Origin of the sequence: Neobacillus sp. GCM10027624 (assembly GCF_042675345.1) — a bacterium.
Taxonomy (GTDB): domain Bacteria; phylum Bacillota; class Bacilli; order Bacillales; family Cytobacillaceae; genus Neobacillus; species Neobacillus cucumis_D.
The window spans coordinates 1-20,257 of record NZ_JBHTHD010000016.1; the positions used below are offsets into that span (position 1 = coordinate 1).

The following is a 20,257-nucleotide window of genomic DNA, read 5'->3' on the forward strand; positions in this document are numbered from 1 at the left end:
TTTTTTTAACGATTGAGCAGGGTCTTCTTAAGAATTGTCATTTTTCTAATCTTGAGGAAGTTTATTTTCATGGTAGTTTAAGTACAATCCTTCACAATCTTTTTTTGAAAATGAAAAATAAGCCCCTCATCTCGAAGATAGCGTAAATTTTTTTACGCTTTTTTTGTGTGCTGAATTCTTATTATTCAACCTACCGTTCAATAAGTACATATCATTTTAAGGGGAGGTAACAATACAATTGAATAATAAAGTCGTAAAGAGGTGTATTGAACAGTTATTAAAGGAAGGAGAATCCAGCATATGAATTTCCCTTTTTTACTTGGGTTATTATTTTTTTCTCAACAAGTAAATATGTCAGACAGTTTATTAATTACTACTAATGGACACACTCTCTCAACGAAGAACCGTTTTAATTTTTCCATGTACCACCATGAATTACCAATTATAAATACAGAAAAGCTTAACGTGTTAATGGATGAAATCAACAAAAAGGTCTCTAAAATGCCTAAAAATGCAATTATAGATCAAAAAGGAAATATTATACAAGAGCAAGTTGGTTACCGTTTAAATCGTCAAACATTTACAGAACAAGTTTATTCTTATTATTTTAACAAAGAAATATCTAGGTTAGAGGTACCTTTACAACCAATTTATCCAAAGGTGGACAGTGAATTACTTGGAGAAATTCGAAATGAAAAGATTGGAGAATATGTGACATCTTTCAATTCATATAATCAGAGGCGAACCAATAATATATACCTTGCAACAAAGGCGATTAATAATTTTGTACTTTTCCCAGGTGAAAGTTTTTCCTTCAATAAGGCTGTTGGAAAAAGAACATCTGAAAAAGGATATTTGCCTGCCTCAGTAATCAGTAAAGGAGAATTATCAGAAGATATTGGTGGTGGAATCTGTCAAGTATCATCTACCCTTTTTAATGCAGTGGATAATGCTGGATTAAAGGTTATTAAGCGTTTTTCACACAGCAGGCCCGTAAATTATATACCACCAGGGAGGGATGCGACTGTTAGTTGGAATGGACCAGATTTTGTTTTTAAAAATAACTACAACCAACCAATACTAATTCAAGCAAAAACATTAGGAAACAATTTAATTATCGAGTTATATTCTTCAGATGTAATTAAATTTTTTCCAAAAAAGGTTCCAAACCTACCTTATAATCAAAATCCCCCAAAGTAAGGCAATTAGGGACTTTTCACTTACGGCATATAAGATAAGGAGATTTATTCCTTCGAAATCTAACAAGTTATTGAACAAAGAAATGGCGATGCCGTCTTAAAGCATCGCCTCCTCTAGTGGAAAAAGATTACCTCATTATTTTAATCGGAAATTCCCCAATCTTATTAATTCATAAATCCTGTGTTCTTTCCCTTACGTAAGTTTTTTATACATTTTTTACGTGGATACATACAGCAGTTTCGCTAATATAAAGAATATTAGCAACTTCTTTTGTAGTTTTCTCTTTTCAATTAATCGAATAACTTCCCTTTCTAGGGTGGCGAGTAATGATTTTTCCATACTTGAATATAGAAAATGCTAAAAATTGATTGAAGAACCACTGATGATATTTTTTGAACTGTACTTGTAAAAATTTAATGGTCAAAAATTTAGGGTAACTTTCGTATAATATGGTAAGTCCTGTTAAGGTTAAAATTTAAGGAGATGAATATGAAAATTTCAATCATAGATCTTATATTCATTTGTTTAGGTTTTTTATTTGGTACGTATGAATTATTTATAAATCCGATACATCGGTTAAGTTATGAATTTACTGGAGTCCTATCCATCGTTTTATCAATATGGATGTCCATTTCATGTATAAAGTCACAGAAAGAAAAAAACTAAGTAATAATTAATTTTAACCACAAATAATGGTGTTAAATGTGAAATTTTTAACAATGGATTAGAAAGGGAAATTAGCTTGAAGGAATTTACAGTTTGCTATACTCTCGATAATAAGATTATCACCGAAAAAGTAATAGAAGAATTGGATGTTAAAAAAGAAGATGTTGAAAAAATAATAATTGACAGGATGGAACGGCACAAATTCTTTAATGTGCAAAATGATAAAGGGAATTATATTATAAATTCATATTTAGTACGTTATGTCCGTATTACAAATGAAAAGATATTAGTGAAATAATAAATTAAATTTTCTCTGATTTATAAATAACACCTATTTCCTTAAACCATAATAAAAGTGACCTTTGGTGGGAAAGGTCACTAATCGAAGGTTAAGGCTAGAATAATGATGGAAAAGCTGTCCTAAAAATGGGCAGTTTTTTTCTTTTTATGATTGGCTATGTTCAACACATGTCCATTTCATTTTTAACTTGCTTACATAAAAATATAATCAGTTCATACCACAACCTTATTTTTTACTTTCCTTGAAAGCATCATTTTTGACGCTTTTTTATTTTTATTTTTATTACTTCACACTATTCATCAAAGGCAACATAAAAAGAGATGGTTTTTCATCTTGCATATTCCACTAAACTGCCCCGTTACTTCAATAAAAAAAACATTACCGTTGTTCCAGTAAAGCACCCGTTAGCCATCCATGAACCGCAAAAATCGGCGCTTCACCACAAAGAATGAAAATGTATTGAATTAGTCCATACTGCTTCTAAGGCTGGGAGAGGAAGGTCGATCAACTATAGTGCCTTAGAGCCCATCCGTTAGTCTGACTCCAACGACCACGGTGCACCACAAACTGTCGCTCCCTTACGGGAAGCACTCATGGTAGATTAATCCTAATTCTGATTGTTGCACCAGCCTCCAATTTTCAAGCCTAGAAAGGAAGATTTCAATGGATGTAATCATTGAAAGAGCATGTGGATTAGATGTTCATAAGGACAATATCACTGCTTGTATTATGACTTCAGAAGGAAAGGAAATTCGAACATTTTCTACTAAAACGGTTTTTCTATTAAAGCTATTGGACTGGATTAAGGAGAATAATTGTACTCACGTGGCTATGGAAAGCACCAGTGTTTATTGGAAACCAATTGTTAACTTATTAGAGTCCGAGGAAATCGAGTTTTTAGTGGTAAATGCCCAACATATGAAGTCCCTTCCGGGACGTAAAACGGATGTTAAAGATGCCGAATGGATAACCCAACTTCTTCGCCATGGCCTCCTGAAAGCAAGTTTCATACCTGATCGGAATCAACGAGAACTGCGGGAACTTGTACGCTATCGTCGAAGTATTATTGAAGAACGAGCTAGACAGCATAATAGAATTCAAAAGGTTCTAGAAGGAGCCAATATCAAACTAGGTTCAGTTGTTTCTGATATTATGGGCGTTTCATCAAAGGATATGCTTCGAGCAATTGCCGAAGGTGAAGATGATCCTGAGAAACTAGCGAACTTCGCTCGTCGAACAATGAAACGAAAAAAAGAAGAACTCGAATTGGCACTTCAGGGCTACGTTAACCCTCACCAACGCTTAATGTTAAAAACGATTTTAACTCACATTGATTTTCTTTCTGAGCAAATTGAAATGTTAGATCAAGAGATAGCTCAAAGAGTAAACTCTTATCAGGATGATATAGAAAGACTTGATTCAATTCCTGGGATCGCCACAAGAATGGCTGAACAAATCTTAGCTGAAATTGGTACCGATGTTGGAAATCAATTCCCGACAGCCGCACATTTATGTTCATGGGCAGCTTTAGTCCCTGGACACAATGAGAGCGCAGGTAAAAGGAAATCTAGTAGATCTAAAAAGGGAAATAAGTATTTAAGATCTGCATTAACAGAAGCAGCTCAATCAGTAAGAGGGTCAAAAAACTATCTGGGTGCATTGTATAGACGCACAGCTGGACGAAAAGGAAAGAAAAAGGCAGCAATTGTAGTCGCCCATGCGATGTTGCGAATCGCATATTACCTTCTAACCCGAAAAGAAATGTATGTCGACCTAGGCGAAGATTATTTCGATAAACAAAGACAAGTCTCTATTGTACGCCATTCGGTTCGAAGATTAGAAAACTTAGGTTATACTGTGACAATTTCCGAAGCATCCTAAACCATTGTTTGATTTGTAATCCATAAACACCTCTTGATCAGGCGCCCCACTCTTTTTTTTAAAATGAATGAGCTGCGTCTATTTAAGTATTGCCTTTTTACCGATGTTACAGAAGTTAATTTTCATGGTAGCGGAATAAGAAAAACGATTGCTCTTATTGAACAATCGCATCCATTTTGTTGAACAAAAATTCTTCTTAATATAAGGTTTCAAATGAATGTTACTTAACATATTCTTTTTCAAAGATTCTTTCCTGCCATATCTGATAAAGATAAAGAATTACTGCTAATATTGTCATTGCTAAAAGATTTTGTAGAGGAGAGAAACTACCGTTTTCTCTTATCTCAAGCTTGTTTAACATTTTAGTAAGACCCATCCCGTAGAAGAGGTCGATAATTAAATTAACAATTATATATATCCAAAATCTACGGAATGTAAAATAAAATATCCATATTGTACCCACCAAGAAAACTCCATAAACTGTAAATAATGGCGCTAATTTATCCCATGTAAAAAGAGTCTCTTTAAATTTCCACCAGTTATATGACCAAGCCATTTGAGCTAATATAGTGTTCAACACGGTGGCAAATAGAGCAACAGGCATATATCTTCGAATCGCTTTACCGTTTAAAAAGAACAAAGAAATCCACGGAATAATAAATAAAAACCAAATAACTACCTTAACCATATTTTTGTCCTTTCTAATTGAACTTTTATATATTATGCCATTTTTGGTTAAGTAATATTATTTTCTATTCAATTAACCTGCCCCGTTAGCACAATAAGAAAAAGGCTGCCGCAGCAACCTGATCTTAAAGTAAAGCACCCGTTCATGCAAAAAGTTCGCAATTTCCACTAATGTTGCAGATTCAATATTGTAAAGATAATTGATGATTAACCATTGCGAATGGAATAGCTCGTTTTCTGTCAATTGTTCATTCATTTTATTCACTAATAATCGCGCTAACTGCAGATAGTCATGAAACTTTAAATCATTTATCTTATAAAATCCTTTCGTTCTAATAGTTGACTAGTCAACCATCTACTTCCTGTTTTGATTGTGCAACTACCTACCAACATTTTTATTGATTTTTTCATTGGATATTGAGAGCGGAGATTTAGCTCTTTTGTGAAGGGGGTAGCGTTCGAACTGACGGTGACAGATCCTTCTTACCTAAAAGATTTGGTGCTTTTATTGAAGATTGAATTATTGATCTTCCATAATCGGGCGCGATTGTTGAACAACACAGGTAGAAAATGAACAAAATTTTTGATAAAAACCAAATCATCATTCATAATTGGGAAATCCATTTTGATCAATCTTTTTTCAAAATGGATTCTTTTTATTTGCTCTAAAATTCGGGTTCGCTAGGTATTTTTGATCAACTTTTATTTCAGGGCTACAACAAACGTGTGCTTACTGCGCAAAGTGGCTTCCACAAACGGAGGTTACTGCTTCGCCTATTAGTAAAATTAAAATTACAACATATTAAAACGGTAGATTTTAATCTACCGTTAGTATATAACCCAATGGTGTTAGATGGTCCTTAACCAGTTTTTCTACCTCATCTTCGGAACTCACTCCAAACTGAGCGTACATGATACGGGTTATAGCAAATATTAGGTCAAGTTCTATACCTACCTGCAAAAATCGATCGACAACATAAGATACTGTTTTCTTACTTTCTTTCTCAGTTAACAAGTTATTCATTTGAAACTTTGTTCCTCCAGCATCTAATAAACTAAAATTATGTGGATGTCATCTGTAGAATGACAGAATTATACTCATTTAATCAACAAATTTATTCCTACGGTCCTGCCACTTTGCCGTTAAGTTAAGAAATTCATAGTACTCCAAAACGAAAAAAGAGCTGAATCCTCTTAGACAACTGTAGATAGATAAAATTTTCGTGTTGGGGGTTTTCTAAAATATTAGCTTGATGGGCATGTGGAGGAGACCCACTTAGATGTTCTTCAAGCCGCACCTACGTGATGATGATTCTCTTTATATAATTTTTTTATTTTGCTTTTTTCATCTTTAATCAGTTGTTGTTCCGTTGTTTCATATTTTTTCATTGGTATACTCCTTTTTATTACCGTTCACAAAGTATTGAATGAGCATTTGTTGTTCCTCCGTTGGTTTCATTTTTCTTTCCTGGTAAAACAAATCGTACGCTTTATCTATGTCTATGGTTTGAACAACGATTGCTCCTATCGCTAGTAATTCATTAAAATAAGACCAAAATTCTTCTTTCGGTTCTGGAGTACGATGGCCTGTAAGATAAATATCCACTTCAAAGGTTTTTATCTTATGAAGTAGACGCTCTAACTTACCGAATGAATAACTCCATTCACCACTATATAAATCTGGACCTAAACAGTCACTTAAAAATAATACTTTTTCATTTGGAATGTAAATAATTGTTGAATCTTTTGCATGATCACTTTCGACATGATGAAGCTCTGCTAGCTGATTACCTAAATCAATTGTTAACTTATCCTGATATGTTTCAGCCAATAACGTAATGGTTAAATCAAGACGACTTGGCATCTCTTTTTTGATCATATCACGACAAAAGGCAATCTCTTCTCCTGTCTGTACACGCAAATCAAGTGCATCATCTTCCCACGATAAAGTTTGCATCCACTTTAGTTTTTCTTGTGTTAATTCCTGCCCAATAGAATGAAATGGTAACGACTGTAAACCAAATACATGGTCCCAATGCCAGTGTGTAATGACTATATATTTTATTGGCACATCAATAGTTTGTGATACATCATCTAAAAAGCTTTTTGCATGCATAGGTGAGTTTCCTGCGTCAATTAATAGCGCTGCATCTTGACCGACTACACATCCTAAATTTGGGCGATCAGTATCATCATTAAAAGACAAGTAAAATACATTTGATGTTAGTTTATTTAGCATTTAAACACGTCCTTATATATCATTTCTTCCCTAGTTTTAAATTAAGGAATATCGAAGTATTTTATATTTTAAAGATCGGATTCTTTAAAAGAGTTATACAATGTCGTAAATGGTACTTTTTCGGTCTTATTGAATAACTTCCAGCTTTGATAATACTCTTTCAAGCCAAATCAGTGTCAAGAGCTCAAGCCCTCGAAAGGTTAAAACAGATGCAATTGATGCTTATCACCTTTGTGAACTGTTTTATAAAGAGGAGCTAGAGCCCTATTGGACTTATCTCGGACTTACCTCAAATACGTGCAGTATATTTCTTTACTGCTACTGGAAGTGGAGAAACATACTCTTCACCGTTGCGGCGTTCATCTAGCTCAGCTTTTGCTTTCTCAATAAGTTCTGGGCGGTTAAGCACTTCTATGGCTGTAGCTGCCAACACTTTACCCGCATGAAGCATTCCTTTATGAGCAATAGATGTGGTTCCAGTCGCAACGATTTGCCAAGTGTGGAGAGGTGTTCCAAGTGGTTCGCATGCTGTCCAACATTGTGCTGTTGGTACGACCCAACTTACATCTCCGACATCGGTAGATCCCGGCAAAATTCCATTTGCCGGAACATAAGGATCAATGACATCAGATAAGTATTTATTTTCCAATTCTTTATTTATTTGAACTTCTACCTTTTTATCCTCTTCCGAAAGTGTTTCCCGAATATTTCTGGCAAAATTTAATTCTTCGTCATCATGCTCAGGGACACCCAGCCTAACGAAATTATCATGCATTATTTTTTCTAGTGTAGTATTGGGCACTACATCTGACAAAGCTGAGGCAAAATCAATTTCTACCTAGGTCCCTGTCATTAATGCGGCGCCTCTTGCAATATCACAAATGCGTTGATAGATTTCTTCTGTCTGTGAAACTCTCGGAGCTCGAACGAAATACAATACTTCTGCTTCCGATTGCACAACATTCGGTGAAAAGCCGCCTGAATTTGTTATCGCATAATGTACTTTAGCATCAGAAATAATATGTTCGCGCAAATAATTTACACCGACATTCATAAGTTCAACAGCATCAAGTGCACTTCGTCCTAAATGAGGACTGTTCGCTGCATGAGCGCTTTTTCCTTTAAACTTAAAGTATACTTCGTAACATGCAAGTGAAGCCATGGACACAACACCATTCCGTGTGTGAGGGTGCCATGTGAATGCCACATCTACATCATCAAACAATCCTTCTCTTACCATGAACGTCTTACCACCGCCAATTTCCTCTCCGGGGCAACCATAATAACGAACGGTTTCTTCTATATTATTTTCTTCCATGTATTAACGAAGGGCCATAGCAGCTGCTAGTGAACCTGTTCCGAGTAAGTTATGGCCACATCCATGCCCATTTCCGTCCTTTTCCACCGGATTATATTGGGATTCGCCACCTGACTGGCTTAATCCTGAAAGGGCGTCAAACTCTCCTAAAAACGCGATAATAGGTTTTCCACTACCAAAACTACCGATGAAAGCAGTTTCAATATTTCCTACACTTCTCTCAACGGAAAATCCTTCTTCTTCTAATGTTTTGCATAACAATTGTGCAGATTTATTTTCTTGAAAACCTAATTCTGCATAACTCCAAATTTTGTCACTCACTTGTATAAGCTTTTGACGCTTTTCTTCAATTATCTCTGATAAACGATTACGATAATCCATGTCTTTCACTTCCTATAAGATTTGTAGTAAAACTTTACTATAATTGCTTTGAAATCTATTGAGCTATTTCTTTTGAAGCGTTTTCAAAAACACTATTAGTATTTTTCCTGGGAATTTTAAACAATATAGAACAAATAATCGTGATACCTAATGCGACAATAAGGAAGATGAACGCAGCCTGAAACGATCCACCAAACGTATCAATTAATGCGCCCATGGCTGTTGGGGCAATAATTCCCGCTAATCCATTAGAGAAATACATTGTACCCATAAAAGACCCAACGATATTTTCTGAAACGTATTTTAACGGTATAGTTAAAATACTCATAGCTATCGCTGATCCTCCTAAAGAGAAAATGCTTTGATAGACAATAACCATTTGAATAGAGGATGCTTTAAACATTAAATACAAGCACATACCTGAAATTATGGCACAAAATAAGATGATAAACTTCTGTTTGCCTGCTAAGGATTTATCTATTAAATAGCCTGTTAATATAGCAGATGCTAATCCAACCGCTTGTGGAATCATTGAAAGAGAACCTAATTCCGTTAAATTTAAACCACGTGCTTTCTCTAAATAAGACGGCATCCATGAAGACAAGCCCCACTGGGCGATACTGTAACTAAAATACATGATGACAACAACCCATAATGTTTTATTTGTGTATAAGTGTTTCATTCGTATTTTGGGGATTTTACCCTCTTGTATCGTTTTTGCTACTTTTGGTGGATTGTAATATTTAGATAATAGTAGAGTTACAACAAGACCAACACCACCAACAATATAGAACATAACACGCCATCCCCACGTATCTGCGATGTAACCAGTAATGTATAGTGCGAGAACCCCGCCTATTGCCTGAGCAGCAAGTAAAAAGGACTTCGCCCTTGCACGAACATCTTTGTTGTAAATTTCTGTAATTGCTACACCGCTGCCTGTAGGCAATCCCCCATCACCAAACCCAAGAATAAAGCGCATCGCTAATATCGCAACAAATGAGCCAACCATTCCTGTTAGCAATGAAAATAGAGAGATAATGAATGTGGCGATAACAATTACTTTTCTCGAACCAAACTTGTCTGCAATCCACCCTGTAAAAAGTGTCATAAATGCACTGCTTACCCAGAAGCTGCTAATCACCATGCCACTTTGTGTTTGGGATAAGTGTAATTCTTTACTAATTGGTATGATGGCAATATTAATACCATACATCGTTAAAGAATCAACAATCCATCCTAGGAATAGTAATGAAAAAATAAAATTGCTTTTCTTCTTGCTCATTTGTCCTCTTTCCATGGTTGTCCTCCTCAATAATCGTCTTTTAAAGAAAATCCACGTGTCCTATAGAAGGTTTGGTTCTCCTTTCTTTTTATTTAGGTCTATTTACGGTTCCGTCCTTTATTGTATCATATTTTTAAGATTTTGGTATAATATTCTGAAAATTTCCGGAGTTTTTTCGTAGGGTTTTAATACCCAATCTCTGTTACACTATATAAGGGAAGGAGCGAAGAACATTGAGTATATTACTGGGTTTACTTGGACCAAGTGATTCAATTGAAGTAGTTCAACAATATTTGAAGAAATATAACGATATAACCTGTATTCCAATAGAGTTCTTAACTGAGGAAGATTTAAATCAACGTGTTTTACCACGTAAGAATGACATAACAATGTGGCTTTGTACGGGGCCAATTTCATATGACATTGTTCAAAAATGGGGTAAACTATCCGATCCTATTTTTTACATCCCACACCATGGTGCTGCTATATATAGCTTATTGCTCCATATTGCCCATGAGCATAATATAAAAGTTGATGAAATAAGCTACGACGCTTTCTCTCGTGATGAGCTTAAACGAGTCTTACAAGAAGCTGATATTAAAACAACAGCTATACAATATGTTGAATCAGATACGATAGAGTTACAGGAATTAATCGACTTTCATTATCGATGCTATAAAAATGGTCATACTAAAGTGGCTGTTACAGGTCATCCAATTCATGAACAATTAAAAAAGCTTGGTGTTCCTGCGTATCGAATCTTTCCAACAGAGATTTCTGTTACCTCTGTTGTATATGAAATTCGTAGAATGTACGAAATGCTTCATTTTAAACGAGCTCAAATCGCTGTACAAATTATTGAATATGATGCTGCTTTTGTAGGCTTGGTAAATACAGCGTTTACAACTGACAAGCTTCATGAAATTGAACTAGAATTTATAAAGAAATTGCGTACATATGCGAAAAAAATTCAAGGATCTATTCTGACAAGTGGTCCAGGACGTTATGTGATCTTTTCAACAAGAGGTTTTTTACAAGATATTACTCATGACTTTACACGTATAGCAGAAATCGATTCGTTTAAAGGAGTGAATGAAGAAGCCGAGACTTGTGGAATTGGAATTGGTCATTCAGCATACGAAGCTGAAATCAATGCATGGAATGCTTTATTACAAAGCAGAAAGTGGGGAAAAGGTTCATGGTCAGTTTGCTTTGATGATAAGAGAATTACAGGCCCTCTCGGTAAAGAAGAACAACTTACGTATTCATACTTATCAGACGAAATGCAATCAATTAGAGAAAAAACATCCCTCAGTGTAGCTACGCTGCATAAATTGAAATCGATTATAAAAAAGCGTTTAAACGAAGAAATTAGTGCCAATGAACTTGCCCAATATATGCAAATAACAACGCGTAGTGCTCGTCGTGTTTTGAGTGAGTTAGAGGTAAATGGACTTGCTCATGTTATAGCAGAGGAAAATCCAGGTTCGAAAGGTCGCCCTAGGAAAGTCTATAAACTATTATTATGAGAGAATTATTTGGAAACTTTTTATGTTCTGGTGCAATAATACTTAAACCGTTAACCTAATAAAAATATAACCAAGTAATCAGAATGAAAAGCATTTTATCGAATTTATCTGAAGAAAAACATGAAACAGGATCCCCGTTTTATTGAAAAATGAGAACGCTCCCTGATGAGATTTAAGTCGTATGAAACAGCTATTTCTATATTGAGTGGAAGCCATGGATACGATAAAAAGGGCAAATTCACCTTGGTGAATTTGCCCAAAATAAAGTTAAGTTTTATACATAAGTTACTCGGAAGTGGACCGAGCGTTTGGATACGGATTTCGCTGTGTCAGGTTGCCGTATATATTGCGGGTGTGTATTGTTAAGCAAGAACCGAAGGGTGGCTCCTCCCGTGTGGGCATCGCGACCGATTGGGCCCGTTTTTGTGTACAAAGATACCCTTCTCCTTATTAAACTAATCTGCCACGTTAATTTAAGTGAATATATTCACAATCTTTACTCTATAATTCAACATAAATATCCAATTTTATGGATAACGTTCGTCAACATTCTGGACCATTTGTTGAAAAAGAGGCCTTTTGCTTTGGATAAGCAAAGATTTTTTTGACGAGTTTCTTCTATTTAATTCCGTCAATCGGATCTTTGCTATTAACCCCATGGTTGAAGGATTGTAATAACGGGTATTCAAATAATACATCCCAATCGCGTTATCCCAACGATATCCAGCGTAGCGGTATGGGTTTCGATCTGCCAATGTTCCCGTACTGATTGTGATGTTTCCCCAAGCTTCATACGTATATTGTGCTAACACATTACCGTTTCCATCCGATAAATAAGCGACATCCCCATGTCCATTAATGATAATAAACGTAAAACCTTGTTCACTCGTCCACATGGTGGTGGAAACTAAATTATTTCCTTTTTGATCATACGTATAATTTTCTAACAGGGTTCCATTGCTATCTGTTTCATAGGAAAGCTTTTGGCTTGTCCCAATGGCCCAGGCCCAGCATAGCTGTCACCAGGGGCAAAGTAGCATCCAATACCTTGTAGCCACAACGATTTAACGATGTTCCGAATTTGTTTTAGGAATCGGAACTTGCCCATTTTGAAGGTTAAAAATCAGTCAATTATGTGCAAATTAGCATTACTAGCAAAGCGTTTTGTTCCAATACTAGTCCTTTCAGGAATTTTTTTCATCAGTTTACCTTTTATTCACATTCGTTTGTCCCTGGTATCACGGACGCTGGAATTACTCCTATATGGCGGATATTGGAGTTATCTCGGACTTACCCCTATTCGGCCCAACCGAGCAGAATTTTTAAAAAAACAAGGCCCCATTGCAATAGGGCCTCGTTTTTTAAGAGCTTTCTCGGATCAGCTCTTGTTCCTCTGATTGTAAACGCGGTAACTTAAACATAGTTTGGAAATTGAGACAAAGATTCAATACGATTGCAATGATACTTGCTGAGAATAGGCCATTGCTTAGCAACATCTGAAGCATGGCTGGCATATGAGCAAATACATCAGGCTGGAAGTTTGAACCTACGCCAACAGACATGCTCGTACCGATGATAAGTGTTGCATGAGTCTTATGGAAATCAACTTTTGAAAGAATTGAAATCCCAGCTGCTGTTACCATACCGAAAATTGCAAGCATCGCACCGCCGCGGACACATGCCGGAATGATGGTAATAGCTGCTGCAAATTTTGGTAAAAAGCTTAAGATGACAAGAGAGCATCCAGTTGTGATCGATACATAACGGCTTTTCACACCGCTTAGGGCCATAACGCCAATGTTTTCATTTAAGAATGCATGAGGTACAGAGTTAAACAAACCCGATAATACTTGAGTGATTGCTTGCCCTCTTAATCCGCTTACAATTGTCTTTTCAGATGATTCAGTTTCACAAGCCTCATCTAATACTGAGAAGGAACCGAAACATTGAATAAGGTTAATAATACAGAAAATGGTCATCGTAATAATAGCGCTTACCTTGAAGACTGGCGCTCCAAAGTGGAATGGAGTGATGACTTGGACCCAATTTGCTGATAATATCGGGCTTGTATTAATCATTCCCATCAATCCAGCAATTACTGTTCCAATCGCAACTCCGAGCAGCATGGACAATGTTTTAATAATTCCTTTTCCATGCTTATGAAGCAAAACAATGGTGAGTAAAACAATTAATCCAATAATGATGTTTTTAGGTGAACCGTAACCAGGAGTTCCTTCACCGCCTGCAAAATCTTTAAAGGCAGTCGGTGCAAGAGTAATTCCCATAATGGTAATGAAAGTTCCTGTAACAACCTTTGGAAATAATAATAGAATTTTATCAAAGAAAAATGAGAGAAGGACAATAATAATTCCAGACGCTATAATTGAGCCAAAAAGAGTAGGAAGTCCATATTGTTTGCCAATGATGATCATTGGGCCAAGCGTGATAAACGATGAACCCATTACAAATGGTAGTCTAGAACCAATTCCTTTACCGATTCCAAAAACTTGAATAAGGATGGCTAATCCACTTGAAAGTAAAATAGCGGAAACCAAATAGGCAATGGTTTTTGCGTCGAGCCCAATTGAACTACCGACAATAACTGGAACCATAAAGGATCCTACCATTGTAAGGAGATGCTGAAGTCCGAGGGGCAATAACTTTACCAGCGGGAGTTTTTCGTTGAAGACAGCGTTTACATCATTAGATGATTTCGTTTTCATTATTTTCCTCCTTAAATATTAGAAAAGATAGATTTTTCTTGGCAAAAAAACAGAGTAGCAGATAGTAAATTTGATCTAAACGTTTCTCATTGTGTAAATATCTAAGGGAGTATATAGACATTAATTGCACCATCGTAGTTGTTGTTTATTAGGAAACGGTGTTTCATATCTGTTTTAAAAAAAACCGTTTTCTACTTTGCCTAGTATTTAAATCTGTGAGGTAGATAAATACGATGATGTGAACATTATATGGGAATTTTTAATAATTTTCAACATTATTAACTTTTGTAATTTTTTGATAAATATTTTAAAAAACGCTGTATAATTTTAACGGGTTTACTTTAGAAGTGCAAACAATCAAATAACAAATTAAAACACTCTGGTTTTCACATATGAATTCACAGTGTGTTTTAATTTGTTATTTCAAGGCTTAATTCTCAGGTTTATTGTGACCTTTTTTAATCTTATGAAGTATTCTATTGGGATTTTATTTTCAAGGTTATACCTAGCAGAAGTTCTCATTGAGGGCTAATTTTTTGCTTTGAACTCTTAAGGAGCACAGATTATCTTCCTCCTCTAAAGTACCCGATTAGTTTAAGCACATTCCTTCACTATCTTAGTTGTAATGCGATTATAACAGTGCTTATTATCCACGAATACTTACTTTATCAAAAGTGACAGTAATCCATACTTCGGTAAATATAATAATATGATAATTATTATCATTAATATTAGCAATTATTTATCGCATAGTCCAATATTACAGTAATTGAAGGAAATTATCATTCTCACTTATAGAAATATATTCTCGATTATATTTGACTTTAGCTAACAGTAACCGTATTATAAATTTATAATAATTCTAATCTAGGAGATGACTTAAATGAGTAGTAACGATGGGCAATTAGATAACTACTATAAAAAAAATAAAAAGCTTTTTATTTGGGCTGCATCCTTAACCCTGTTTTTTGCTTTAGCTGAAATTATCTACGGATTTATTTCAGGTTCCTTAATGATGATGGGCGATGGTGTACACATGGGTTCAGACGCTTTCTCATTGATTCTTTCACTAATCGCAACCATTCTAGCTACAAAGACAGTAACAAAAAATAAAACATTTGGCTACAAACGATTTGAACCAATAGCAGCATTTATTAATGGTTTTACATTAGTGATTATCCCTATATTTATAATTGGTGAAGCGATCAGTCGTATGTTTAATCCAATAGAAATCATTCCGAACCAAATGTTAGTTGTCGGTACGATTGGTTTAGTTGTAAATGGAATCGTGGGCTATATTCTGACGAAAGCTAATTCCAGTTTGAACGTAAAAAGTGCAATGATTCACGTTTTGGCTGACTTATTTACTAGTGTTAGTGTTGTCATCGCAGCATTGGGTATTAAATATTTTGGCCTAACATGGTTAGACCCAATTGGTAGTTTAATAACATCGATAATCATAATTGCTGGTGGCGTTAAAATCACAAAAGAATCCTTTAATATATTAATGGAAGGGACCCCTAATGGCTATTCCGTTGATGGGATTGTAAAATCTCTACAAGAAACCAACCAAGATCTAACTGTTGAGGATGTAAAAGTATGGTGTATAAATGAAGAAGAAGTATACACATTAATTAGAGTAAAATCTTCTTCGAAGTTAGTTAAAAACATTCAAAAAGTGATAAAGGAATTAGTATCAAATCATACCAAAATACCTTTAGATAATATCTATGTCGATTTAAATTAATTGACTATATAACAAATAGATTAAAGCCTGAATCAATTAAATGGCGCTTTAATAGTGCAATGAAAAAAGCCTAATTTCTTCGCATTAGATTACCCAGGTGTGGTCCAAAAAACTTGTATGCGGAACAAAATAAGAAATCGGCACCGATTTTATAGAACTGTACCAGAAAATGCGGGTAGCATGAACGGCATCTACAGTTATTAACGCTTCCACTTCACTTTTCCCGCTTTGCAATCCTTTCAACATCGGTAATGGCCCCAACGAAATTGGAGGCAAGTGTTACGGCGACTAGTTTGGTATTCTCATCAATCAGATTGTCTAACAAAATCAAATCAAAAGTTAATCTCTCTTTGTCAACCGAAATGAAACGAATTTTTGTATTTGTATCATTGGCCGCGTGTGCCCATGAGTCCACATTTGAACGGTGGTACATTTCATTAACGACAATATTATCCTAATGGGTCCACGTTTTACTAAGTGCGCTCTACTGAGAACATTATGGATGTAGAATTTGGACCAAACACTGCCTCATTTGGTTTGGCACCAACCAAATCGGCAATCGCTTTTCTAGTCTTCTTAAGATGAAGATCATCTCTCTGCTGGTTGGAAATTCTCCGTGCGCTTTGCACCCCTTTGGACATACAAGAGACCATCTCATCAACGGGCAATAGTGTTTCCAATTGAAGAAGTCCGCTGGAAATTTCCAACTTCACCCTTTTTATGTAATTTCTTTAGTACATTGTTTCCATCGATACTTTTATAAAGAAAATAACCATTTGTTCCTTCTAAGCCATTCTCTAAGAACAATCTCATATCTCCAATACTTCTACCTACAAATAAATGCTGTAAGGAAATTTTGTCAGAATGGTCATTAAAGTTATCCCCTACTTTTAAATTTAAGTCATGGTGTGTAAATTCTTGATAACTTGATAAAAATCAAGGTTATAACTCTTAACAATATCTTGTAAAACTTTATTGTTAAACTTTTTCCATTGCTTTTCAGATTCTTCTATACAAACGCTTTTAGGAGGCTTTCCTCCTTTTGAACTGGCAAATACAGTAACATTAGTTGTTCCACAAATTAAAACACTGAACATAAGTAATAAAATAGAAAGCTTTCTATTCATTTTTCATCATCCTAAATTATATTTAGGTATATTTTCCCCCAGTCATTTATAACTATCCTTATTCAAGTAAACTGCCCCTTTAGCGCAATAAGAAAAGCTGCCAAAATGACAGCCTTATCTTCAACTCTTGCTCCCGTTAGCCATCCATGAAGCGCAAAAATCAGCGCTTCACCACAAAGAATGAAAAAGGTATGGAAGGGTCAATACTGATAAAGACCTTAATCCAGTCAACCAATTCATAGACTTATTCATTAAGCTCTACTCTTTTTTTTAACGATTGAGCAGGGTCTTCTTAAGAATTGTCATTTTTCTAATCTTGAGGAAGTTTATTTTCATGGTAGTTTAAGTGAAAACCTTCACAAACTATTCACCATTACCTTACAACAACGATAAGAACATAAAAAAACCCTGTTTAAATTAATACAGGATTTTAATCAAACTTTATTTTATATATTCAATAGTTTTTTACATTTACGCGCCTTAGAGGATTCGAACCTACGACCGATCGGTTAACAGCCGATTGCTCTACCACTGAGCTACTGCGGAACAATTAGAAATATTTATGATGATGGGCCTAAATGGACTCGAACCATCGACCTCACGCTTATCAGGCGTGCGCTCTAACCAGCTGAGCTATAGGCCCAAAATATGGAGCGGGTGATGAGAATCGAACTCACAACATCAGCTTGGAAGGCTGAGGTTTTACCACTAAACTACACCCGCACTATAAAAGTAAGATTGGCTGGGCTAGCTGGATTCGAACCAACGAATGACGGAGTCAAAGTCCGTTGCCTTACCGCTTGGCTATAGCCCAAAATCATTTAATGAAATGGGGCGGCTGATGGGAATCGAACCCACGAATGTCGGAACCACAATCCGATGCGTTAACCACTTCGCCACAACCGCCATAATAATATGGCAGGGGTAGTAGGAATCGAACCCACACTGAAGGTTTTGGAGACCTTAGTTCTACCTTTAAACTATACCCCTAAAATGGTGGAGGGGGACGGATTCGAACCGCCGAACCCTGAGGGAGCGGATTTACAGTCCGCCGCGTTTAACCACTTCGCTACCCCTCCATAAAAAAAAGATGGCTCAGGACGGAATCGAACCGCCGACACAAGGATTTTCAGTCCTTTGCTCTACCGACTGAGCTACTGAGCCATACAAAATCTATATCAACAGTAGTCATCCTACTGGGATAAAAATACGGTCCGGACGGGACTCGAACCCGCGACCTCCTGCGTGACAGGCAGGCATTCTAACCAACTGAACTACCGGACCATATATTGCGGGGGCAGGATTTGAACCTGCGACCTTCGGGTTATGAGCCCGACGAGCTACCAGACTGCTCCACCCCGCGATAATAATAAAACTTTATGGAGGAGGAAGAGGGATTCGAACCCCCGCGCGGTTTGACCCGCCTGTCGGTTTTCAAGACCGATCCCTTCAGCCAGACTTGGGTATTCCTCCATATATATGGACCCTGTAGGACTCGAACCTACGACCGGACGGTTATGAGCCGTCTGCTCTAACCAGCTGAGCTAAGGGTCCATTAGTATTTTTAATAGCGGTGGAGGGGATCGAACCCCCGACCTTACGGGTATGAACCGTACGCTCTAGCCAGCTGAGCTACACCGCCATTTATAATAAAAATGAATGGAGCCTAGCGGGATCGAACCGCTGACCTCCTGCGTGCAAAGCAGGCGCTCTCCCAGCTGAGCTAAGGCCCCATGTTGTAATATCAATTCTCCACTGGTCGGGAAGACAGGATTCGAACCTGCGACCCCTTGGTCCCAAACCAAGTGCTCTACCAAGCTGAGCTACTTCCCGGAAAAACAATAGCGCGCCCGAAAGGAGTCGAACCCATAACCTTCTGATCCGTAGTCAGACGCTCTATCCAATTGAGCTACGGGCGCATTTTAAAATCAAATGGTGCCGAGGACCGGAATCGAACCGGTACGGTAGTCACCTACCGCAGGATTTTAAGTCCTGTGCGTCTGCCAGTTCCGCCACCCCGGCATCTATGGAGCGGAAGACGGGATTCGAACCCGCGACCCCCACCTTGGCAAGGTGGTGTTCTACCACTGAACTACTTCCGCATATATGGGAAGTTATTTCGCTTTCGCAAAAAAATTTGGTGCGGGTGAAGGGAGTCGAACCCCCACGCCTTGCGGCGCCAGATCCTAAGTCTGGTGCGTCTGCCAATTCCGCCACACCCGCAATATTGAAAGTTATTTTGCTACCGCAAAAAACTCTGGTGNATATTGAAAGTTATTTTGCTACCGCAAAAAACTCTGGTGAGCCATGAAGGACTCGAACCTTCGACCCTCTGATTAAAAGTCAGATGCTCTACCGACTGAGCTAATGGCTCAAAAAAACAAAAAAAATAAATGGTGCCGGCTAGAGGACTTGAACCCCCAACCTACTGATTACAAGTCAGTTGCTCTACCAATTGAGCTAAACCGGCAAAATTTAAATACATTAATAATGGAGGATGACGGGATCGAACCGCCGACCCTCTGCTTGTAAGGCAGATGCTCTCCCAGCTGAGCTAATCCTCCATTATGGTAAAAGTTATTTTCGCTTGTGCGAAAAAACTTTGGTGACCCCTACGGGATTCGAACCCGTGTTACCGCCGTGAAAGGGCGGTGTCTTAACCGCTTGACCAAGGGGCCATTGTTTAAAAAATAACAAAAATAATAGCCCAATAAAGGGCTTAGCCTGGCAACGTCCTACTCTCACAGGGGGACAGCCCCCAACTACCATCGGCGCTGAGAAGCTTAACTTCCGTGTTCGGTATGGGAACGGGTGTGACCTTCTCGCCATTATTGCCAGACTATTTATATGAGGTATCATTCCCTCAAAACTAGATAATACAGAAGAAGTTTTTAGTAAAAACGAGTTCACCTTAAGACTTGTCTAGCTTCGGCTCCTAACTTCTCGGCCGTTTCGATCCGTCCCTACAAATCCAAAAGGCAGGATTTGCAGCGCGCGGCTCGTAAGCGTTCGTCGAAGTTGAACAGTCGCCTCCGCTTTTCGTTATGGTTAAGTCCTCGATCGATTAGTATCAGTCAGCTCCACATGTCGCCATGCTTCCACCTCTGACCTATCAACCTGATCATCTTTCAGGGATCTTACTAGCTTGACGCTATGGGAAATCTCATCTTGAG

Annotated in this window: 15 protein-coding genes, 23 tRNA genes, 2 rRNA genes and 1 pseudogene; 5 read left to right on the forward strand and 36 right to left on the reverse strand. The window is 37.1% G+C overall.

Going from position 1 to position 20,257, the window contains the following annotated elements:
* The first annotated feature begins 300 nt into the window (after positions 1–300).
* The 3 genes from ACFQZ9_RS24745 to ACFQZ9_RS24755 all read left to right on the forward strand — a co-directional run bounded on the left by ACFQZ9_RS24745 (position 301) and on the right by ACFQZ9_RS24755 (position 4,048).
* Positions 301–1,200 (forward strand): VanW family protein, encoded by a 900-nt coding sequence (locus tag ACFQZ9_RS24745; RefSeq protein WP_498946057.1) that lies wholly within the window; start codon positions 301–303, stop codon positions 1,198–1,200.
* 742 nt (positions 1,201–1,942) lie between these two features.
* Positions 1,943–2,164, forward strand: a complete 222-nt coding sequence (locus ACFQZ9_RS24750) for a hypothetical protein (protein WP_498946059.1) — start codon at positions 1,943–1,945, stop codon at positions 2,162–2,164.
* Positions 2,165–2,830: 666 nt separating this feature from the next.
* Complete coding sequence (locus ACFQZ9_RS24755; protein ID WP_498946061.1) at positions 2,831–4,048, forward strand: IS110 family RNA-guided transposase; 1,218 nt, start codon at positions 2,831–2,833, stop codon at positions 4,046–4,048.
* A gap of 220 nt (positions 4,049–4,268) precedes the next feature.
* Here ACFQZ9_RS24755 and ACFQZ9_RS24760 read toward each other — a convergent pair whose 3' ends face one another.
* The 6 genes and pseudogenes from ACFQZ9_RS24760 to ACFQZ9_RS24785 all read right to left on the reverse strand — a co-directional run bounded on the left by ACFQZ9_RS24760 (position 4,269) and on the right by ACFQZ9_RS24785 (position 9,973).
* Positions 4,269–4,736, reverse strand: coding sequence for a hypothetical protein (locus ACFQZ9_RS24760; RefSeq protein WP_327838215.1), 468 nt, complete (start codon positions 4,734–4,736; stop codon positions 4,269–4,271).
* 72 nt (positions 4,737–4,808) lie between these two features.
* On the reverse strand, positions 4,809–4,991 hold the full coding sequence (locus ACFQZ9_RS24765) for a hypothetical protein (RefSeq protein WP_498946063.1): 183 nt from the start codon (positions 4,989–4,991) through the stop codon (positions 4,809–4,811).
* Between the two features lie 561 nt (positions 4,992–5,552).
* Positions 5,553–5,759, reverse strand: a complete 207-nt coding sequence (locus ACFQZ9_RS24770) for a hypothetical protein (protein ID WP_498946065.1) — start codon at positions 5,757–5,759, stop codon at positions 5,553–5,555.
* Positions 5,760–6,110: 351 nt separating this feature from the next.
* Positions 6,111–6,974 (reverse strand): MBL fold metallo-hydrolase, encoded by an 864-nt coding sequence (locus ACFQZ9_RS24775; protein WP_498946067.1) that lies wholly within the window; start codon positions 6,972–6,974, stop codon positions 6,111–6,113.
* Positions 6,975–7,263: 289 nt separating this feature from the next.
* Positions 7,264–8,673: pseudogene (locus ACFQZ9_RS24780) on the reverse strand (M20 family metallopeptidase).
* A gap of 55 nt (positions 8,674–8,728) precedes the next feature.
* Positions 8,729–9,973, reverse strand: coding sequence for an MFS transporter (locus ACFQZ9_RS24785; protein ID WP_498946069.1), 1,245 nt, complete (start codon positions 9,971–9,973; stop codon positions 8,729–8,731).
* Between the two features lie 218 nt (positions 9,974–10,191).
* On the opposite strand from ACFQZ9_RS24785, the gene ACFQZ9_RS24790 reads away from it, so the two are divergent.
* A complete protein-coding gene (locus ACFQZ9_RS24790; RefSeq protein ID WP_498946071.1) occupies positions 10,192–11,487 on the forward strand; it encodes an ArsR family transcriptional regulator in 1,296 nt (431 codons plus the stop codon).
* Between the two features lie 527 nt (positions 11,488–12,014).
* Here the strand turns inward: ACFQZ9_RS24790 and ACFQZ9_RS24795 are convergent.
* Both ACFQZ9_RS24795 and ACFQZ9_RS24800 read right to left on the reverse strand, forming a co-directional pair.
* Positions 12,015–12,383 carry an RHS repeat-associated core domain-containing protein gene (locus ACFQZ9_RS24795; RefSeq protein ID WP_498946073.1) on the reverse strand — a complete coding sequence of 123 codons (369 nt, stop codon included), beginning with the start codon at positions 12,381–12,383 and terminating at the stop codon, positions 12,015–12,017.
* Between the two features lie 465 nt (positions 12,384–12,848).
* The gene (locus ACFQZ9_RS24800) at positions 12,849–14,210 is read right to left on the reverse strand and encodes a nucleobase:cation symporter-2 family protein (protein ID WP_498946075.1); all 1,362 of its coding nucleotides are present in this window, start codon (positions 14,208–14,210) and stop codon (positions 12,849–12,851) included.
* Positions 14,211–15,093: 883 nt separating this feature from the next.
* Here ACFQZ9_RS24800 and ACFQZ9_RS24805 point away from each other — a divergent pair.
* Positions 15,094–15,957 carry a cation diffusion facilitator family transporter gene (locus ACFQZ9_RS24805; RefSeq protein WP_498946077.1) on the forward strand — a complete coding sequence of 288 codons (864 nt, stop codon included), beginning with the start codon at positions 15,094–15,096 and terminating at the stop codon, positions 15,955–15,957.
* 214 nt (positions 15,958–16,171) lie between these two features.
* Here the strand turns inward: ACFQZ9_RS24805 and ACFQZ9_RS24810 are convergent, their stop codons facing one another.
* The 28 genes from ACFQZ9_RS24810 to ACFQZ9_RS24945 all read right to left on the reverse strand — a co-directional run.
* Positions 16,172–16,405 carry an aminotransferase class V-fold PLP-dependent enzyme gene (locus ACFQZ9_RS24810; protein ID WP_498946083.1) on the reverse strand — a complete coding sequence of 78 codons (234 nt, stop codon included), beginning with the start codon at positions 16,403–16,405 and terminating at the stop codon, positions 16,172–16,174.
* Between the two features lie 25 nt (positions 16,406–16,430).
* Positions 16,431–16,664, reverse strand: a complete 234-nt coding sequence (locus tag ACFQZ9_RS24815; RefSeq protein WP_498946079.1) for a hypothetical protein — start codon at positions 16,662–16,664, stop codon at positions 16,431–16,433.
* A 189-nt stretch (positions 16,665–16,853) separates the two neighbouring features.
* A complete protein-coding gene (locus tag ACFQZ9_RS24820) occupies positions 16,854–17,084 on the reverse strand; it encodes a hypothetical protein (RefSeq protein WP_498946081.1) in 231 nt (76 codons plus the stop codon).
* A 477-nt stretch (positions 17,085–17,561) separates the two neighbouring features.
* Positions 17,562–17,622: transfer RNA gene (locus tag ACFQZ9_RS24825), tRNA-Asn, on the reverse strand.
* A 31-nt stretch (positions 17,623–17,653) separates the two neighbouring features.
* Positions 17,654–17,727: transfer RNA gene (locus ACFQZ9_RS24830), tRNA-Ile, on the reverse strand.
* A 6-nt stretch (positions 17,728–17,733) separates the two neighbouring features.
* Positions 17,734–17,807: transfer RNA gene (locus tag ACFQZ9_RS24835), tRNA-Gly, on the reverse strand.
* A gap of 16 nt (positions 17,808–17,823) precedes the next feature.
* Positions 17,824–17,898, reverse strand: a tRNA-Gln gene (locus ACFQZ9_RS24840).
* Between the two features lie 16 nt (positions 17,899–17,914).
* A tRNA-His gene (locus tag ACFQZ9_RS24845) sits at positions 17,915–17,990 on the reverse strand.
* 10 nt (positions 17,991–18,000) lie between these two features.
* Positions 18,001–18,074: transfer RNA gene (locus tag ACFQZ9_RS24850), tRNA-Trp, on the reverse strand.
* Positions 18,075–18,078: 4 nt separating this feature from the next.
* Positions 18,079–18,163: transfer RNA gene (locus ACFQZ9_RS24855), tRNA-Tyr, on the reverse strand.
* Positions 18,164–18,175: 12 nt separating this feature from the next.
* Positions 18,176–18,248 (reverse strand) — tRNA-Phe (locus ACFQZ9_RS24860).
* Positions 18,249–18,294: 46 nt separating this feature from the next.
* A tRNA-Asp gene (locus ACFQZ9_RS24865) sits at positions 18,295–18,368 on the reverse strand.
* Positions 18,369–18,373: 5 nt separating this feature from the next.
* A tRNA-Met gene (locus ACFQZ9_RS24870) sits at positions 18,374–18,447 on the reverse strand.
* 17 nt (positions 18,448–18,464) lie between these two features.
* Positions 18,465–18,557 (reverse strand) — tRNA-Ser (locus ACFQZ9_RS24875).
* A 7-nt stretch (positions 18,558–18,564) separates the two neighbouring features.
* Positions 18,565–18,638: transfer RNA gene (locus ACFQZ9_RS24880), tRNA-Ile, on the reverse strand.
* A 14-nt stretch (positions 18,639–18,652) separates the two neighbouring features.
* A tRNA-Met gene (locus ACFQZ9_RS24885) sits at positions 18,653–18,726 on the reverse strand.
* An 18-nt stretch (positions 18,727–18,744) separates the two neighbouring features.
* Positions 18,745–18,817: transfer RNA gene (locus ACFQZ9_RS24890), tRNA-Ala, on the reverse strand.
* Positions 18,818–18,840: 23 nt separating this feature from the next.
* A tRNA-Pro gene (locus ACFQZ9_RS24895) sits at positions 18,841–18,917 on the reverse strand.
* Positions 18,918–18,929: 12 nt separating this feature from the next.
* Positions 18,930–19,003: transfer RNA gene (locus tag ACFQZ9_RS24900), tRNA-Arg, on the reverse strand.
* Positions 19,004–19,017: 14 nt separating this feature from the next.
* Positions 19,018–19,106, reverse strand: a tRNA-Leu gene (locus tag ACFQZ9_RS24905).
* A gap of 5 nt (positions 19,107–19,111) precedes the next feature.
* A tRNA-Gly gene (locus ACFQZ9_RS24910) sits at positions 19,112–19,186 on the reverse strand.
* A gap of 36 nt (positions 19,187–19,222) precedes the next feature.
* Positions 19,223–19,307 (reverse strand) — tRNA-Leu (locus ACFQZ9_RS24915).
* A 75-nt stretch (positions 19,308–19,382) separates the two neighbouring features.
* A tRNA-Lys gene (locus ACFQZ9_RS24920) sits at positions 19,383–19,458 on the reverse strand.
* 20 nt (positions 19,459–19,478) lie between these two features.
* Positions 19,479–19,554: transfer RNA gene (locus ACFQZ9_RS24925), tRNA-Thr, on the reverse strand.
* A gap of 21 nt (positions 19,555–19,575) precedes the next feature.
* Positions 19,576–19,648, reverse strand: a tRNA-Val gene (locus tag ACFQZ9_RS24930).
* A 39-nt stretch (positions 19,649–19,687) separates the two neighbouring features.
* A tRNA-Glu gene (locus ACFQZ9_RS24935) sits at positions 19,688–19,762 on the reverse strand.
* Between the two features lie 44 nt (positions 19,763–19,806).
* A 5S ribosomal RNA gene (gene rrf / locus ACFQZ9_RS24940) occupies positions 19,807–19,923 on the reverse strand.
* A gap of 205 nt (positions 19,924–20,128) precedes the next feature.
* Positions 20,129–20,257, reverse strand: a 23S ribosomal RNA gene (locus ACFQZ9_RS24945); the annotation flags it as partial.

Coding starts and splice junctions, on each gene's coding strand:
- ACFQZ9_RS24745 (WP_498946057.1), top strand. CDS start 301: ATGAATTTCCCTTTTTTACTTGGGTTATTATTTTTTTCTCAACAAGTA.
- ACFQZ9_RS24755 (WP_498946061.1), top strand. CDS start 2,831: ATGGATGTAATCATTGAAAGAGCATGTGGATTAGATGTTCATAAGGAC.
- ACFQZ9_RS24760 (WP_327838215.1), bottom strand. CDS start 4,736: ATGGTTAAGGTAGTTATTTGGTTTTTATTTATTATTCCGTGGATTTCT.
- ACFQZ9_RS24765 (WP_498946063.1), bottom strand. CDS start 4,991: ATGAATGAACAATTGACAGAAAACGAGCTATTCCATTCGCAATGGTTA.
- ACFQZ9_RS24770 (WP_498946065.1), bottom strand. CDS start 5,759: ATGAATAACTTGTTAACTGAGAAAGAAAGTAAGAAAACAGTATCTTAT.
- ACFQZ9_RS24775 (WP_498946067.1), bottom strand. CDS start 6,974: ATGCTAAATAAACTAACATCAAATGTATTTTACTTGTCTTTTAATGAT.
- ACFQZ9_RS24785 (WP_498946069.1), bottom strand. CDS start 9,973: ATGGAAAGAGGACAAATGAGCAAGAAGAAAAGCAATTTTATTTTTTCA.
- ACFQZ9_RS24795 (WP_498946073.1), bottom strand. CDS start 12,383: ATGTGGACGAGTGAACAAGGTTTTACGTTTATTATCATTAATGGACAT.
- ACFQZ9_RS24800 (WP_498946075.1), bottom strand. CDS start 14,210: ATGAAAACGAAATCATCTAATGATGTAAACGCTGTCTTCAACGAAAAA.
- ACFQZ9_RS24805 (WP_498946077.1), top strand. CDS start 15,094: ATGAGTAGTAACGATGGGCAATTAGATAACTACTATAAAAAAAATAAA.
- ACFQZ9_RS24820 (WP_498946081.1), bottom strand. CDS start 17,084: ATGAATAGAAAGCTTTCTATTTTATTACTTATGTTCAGTGTTTTAATT.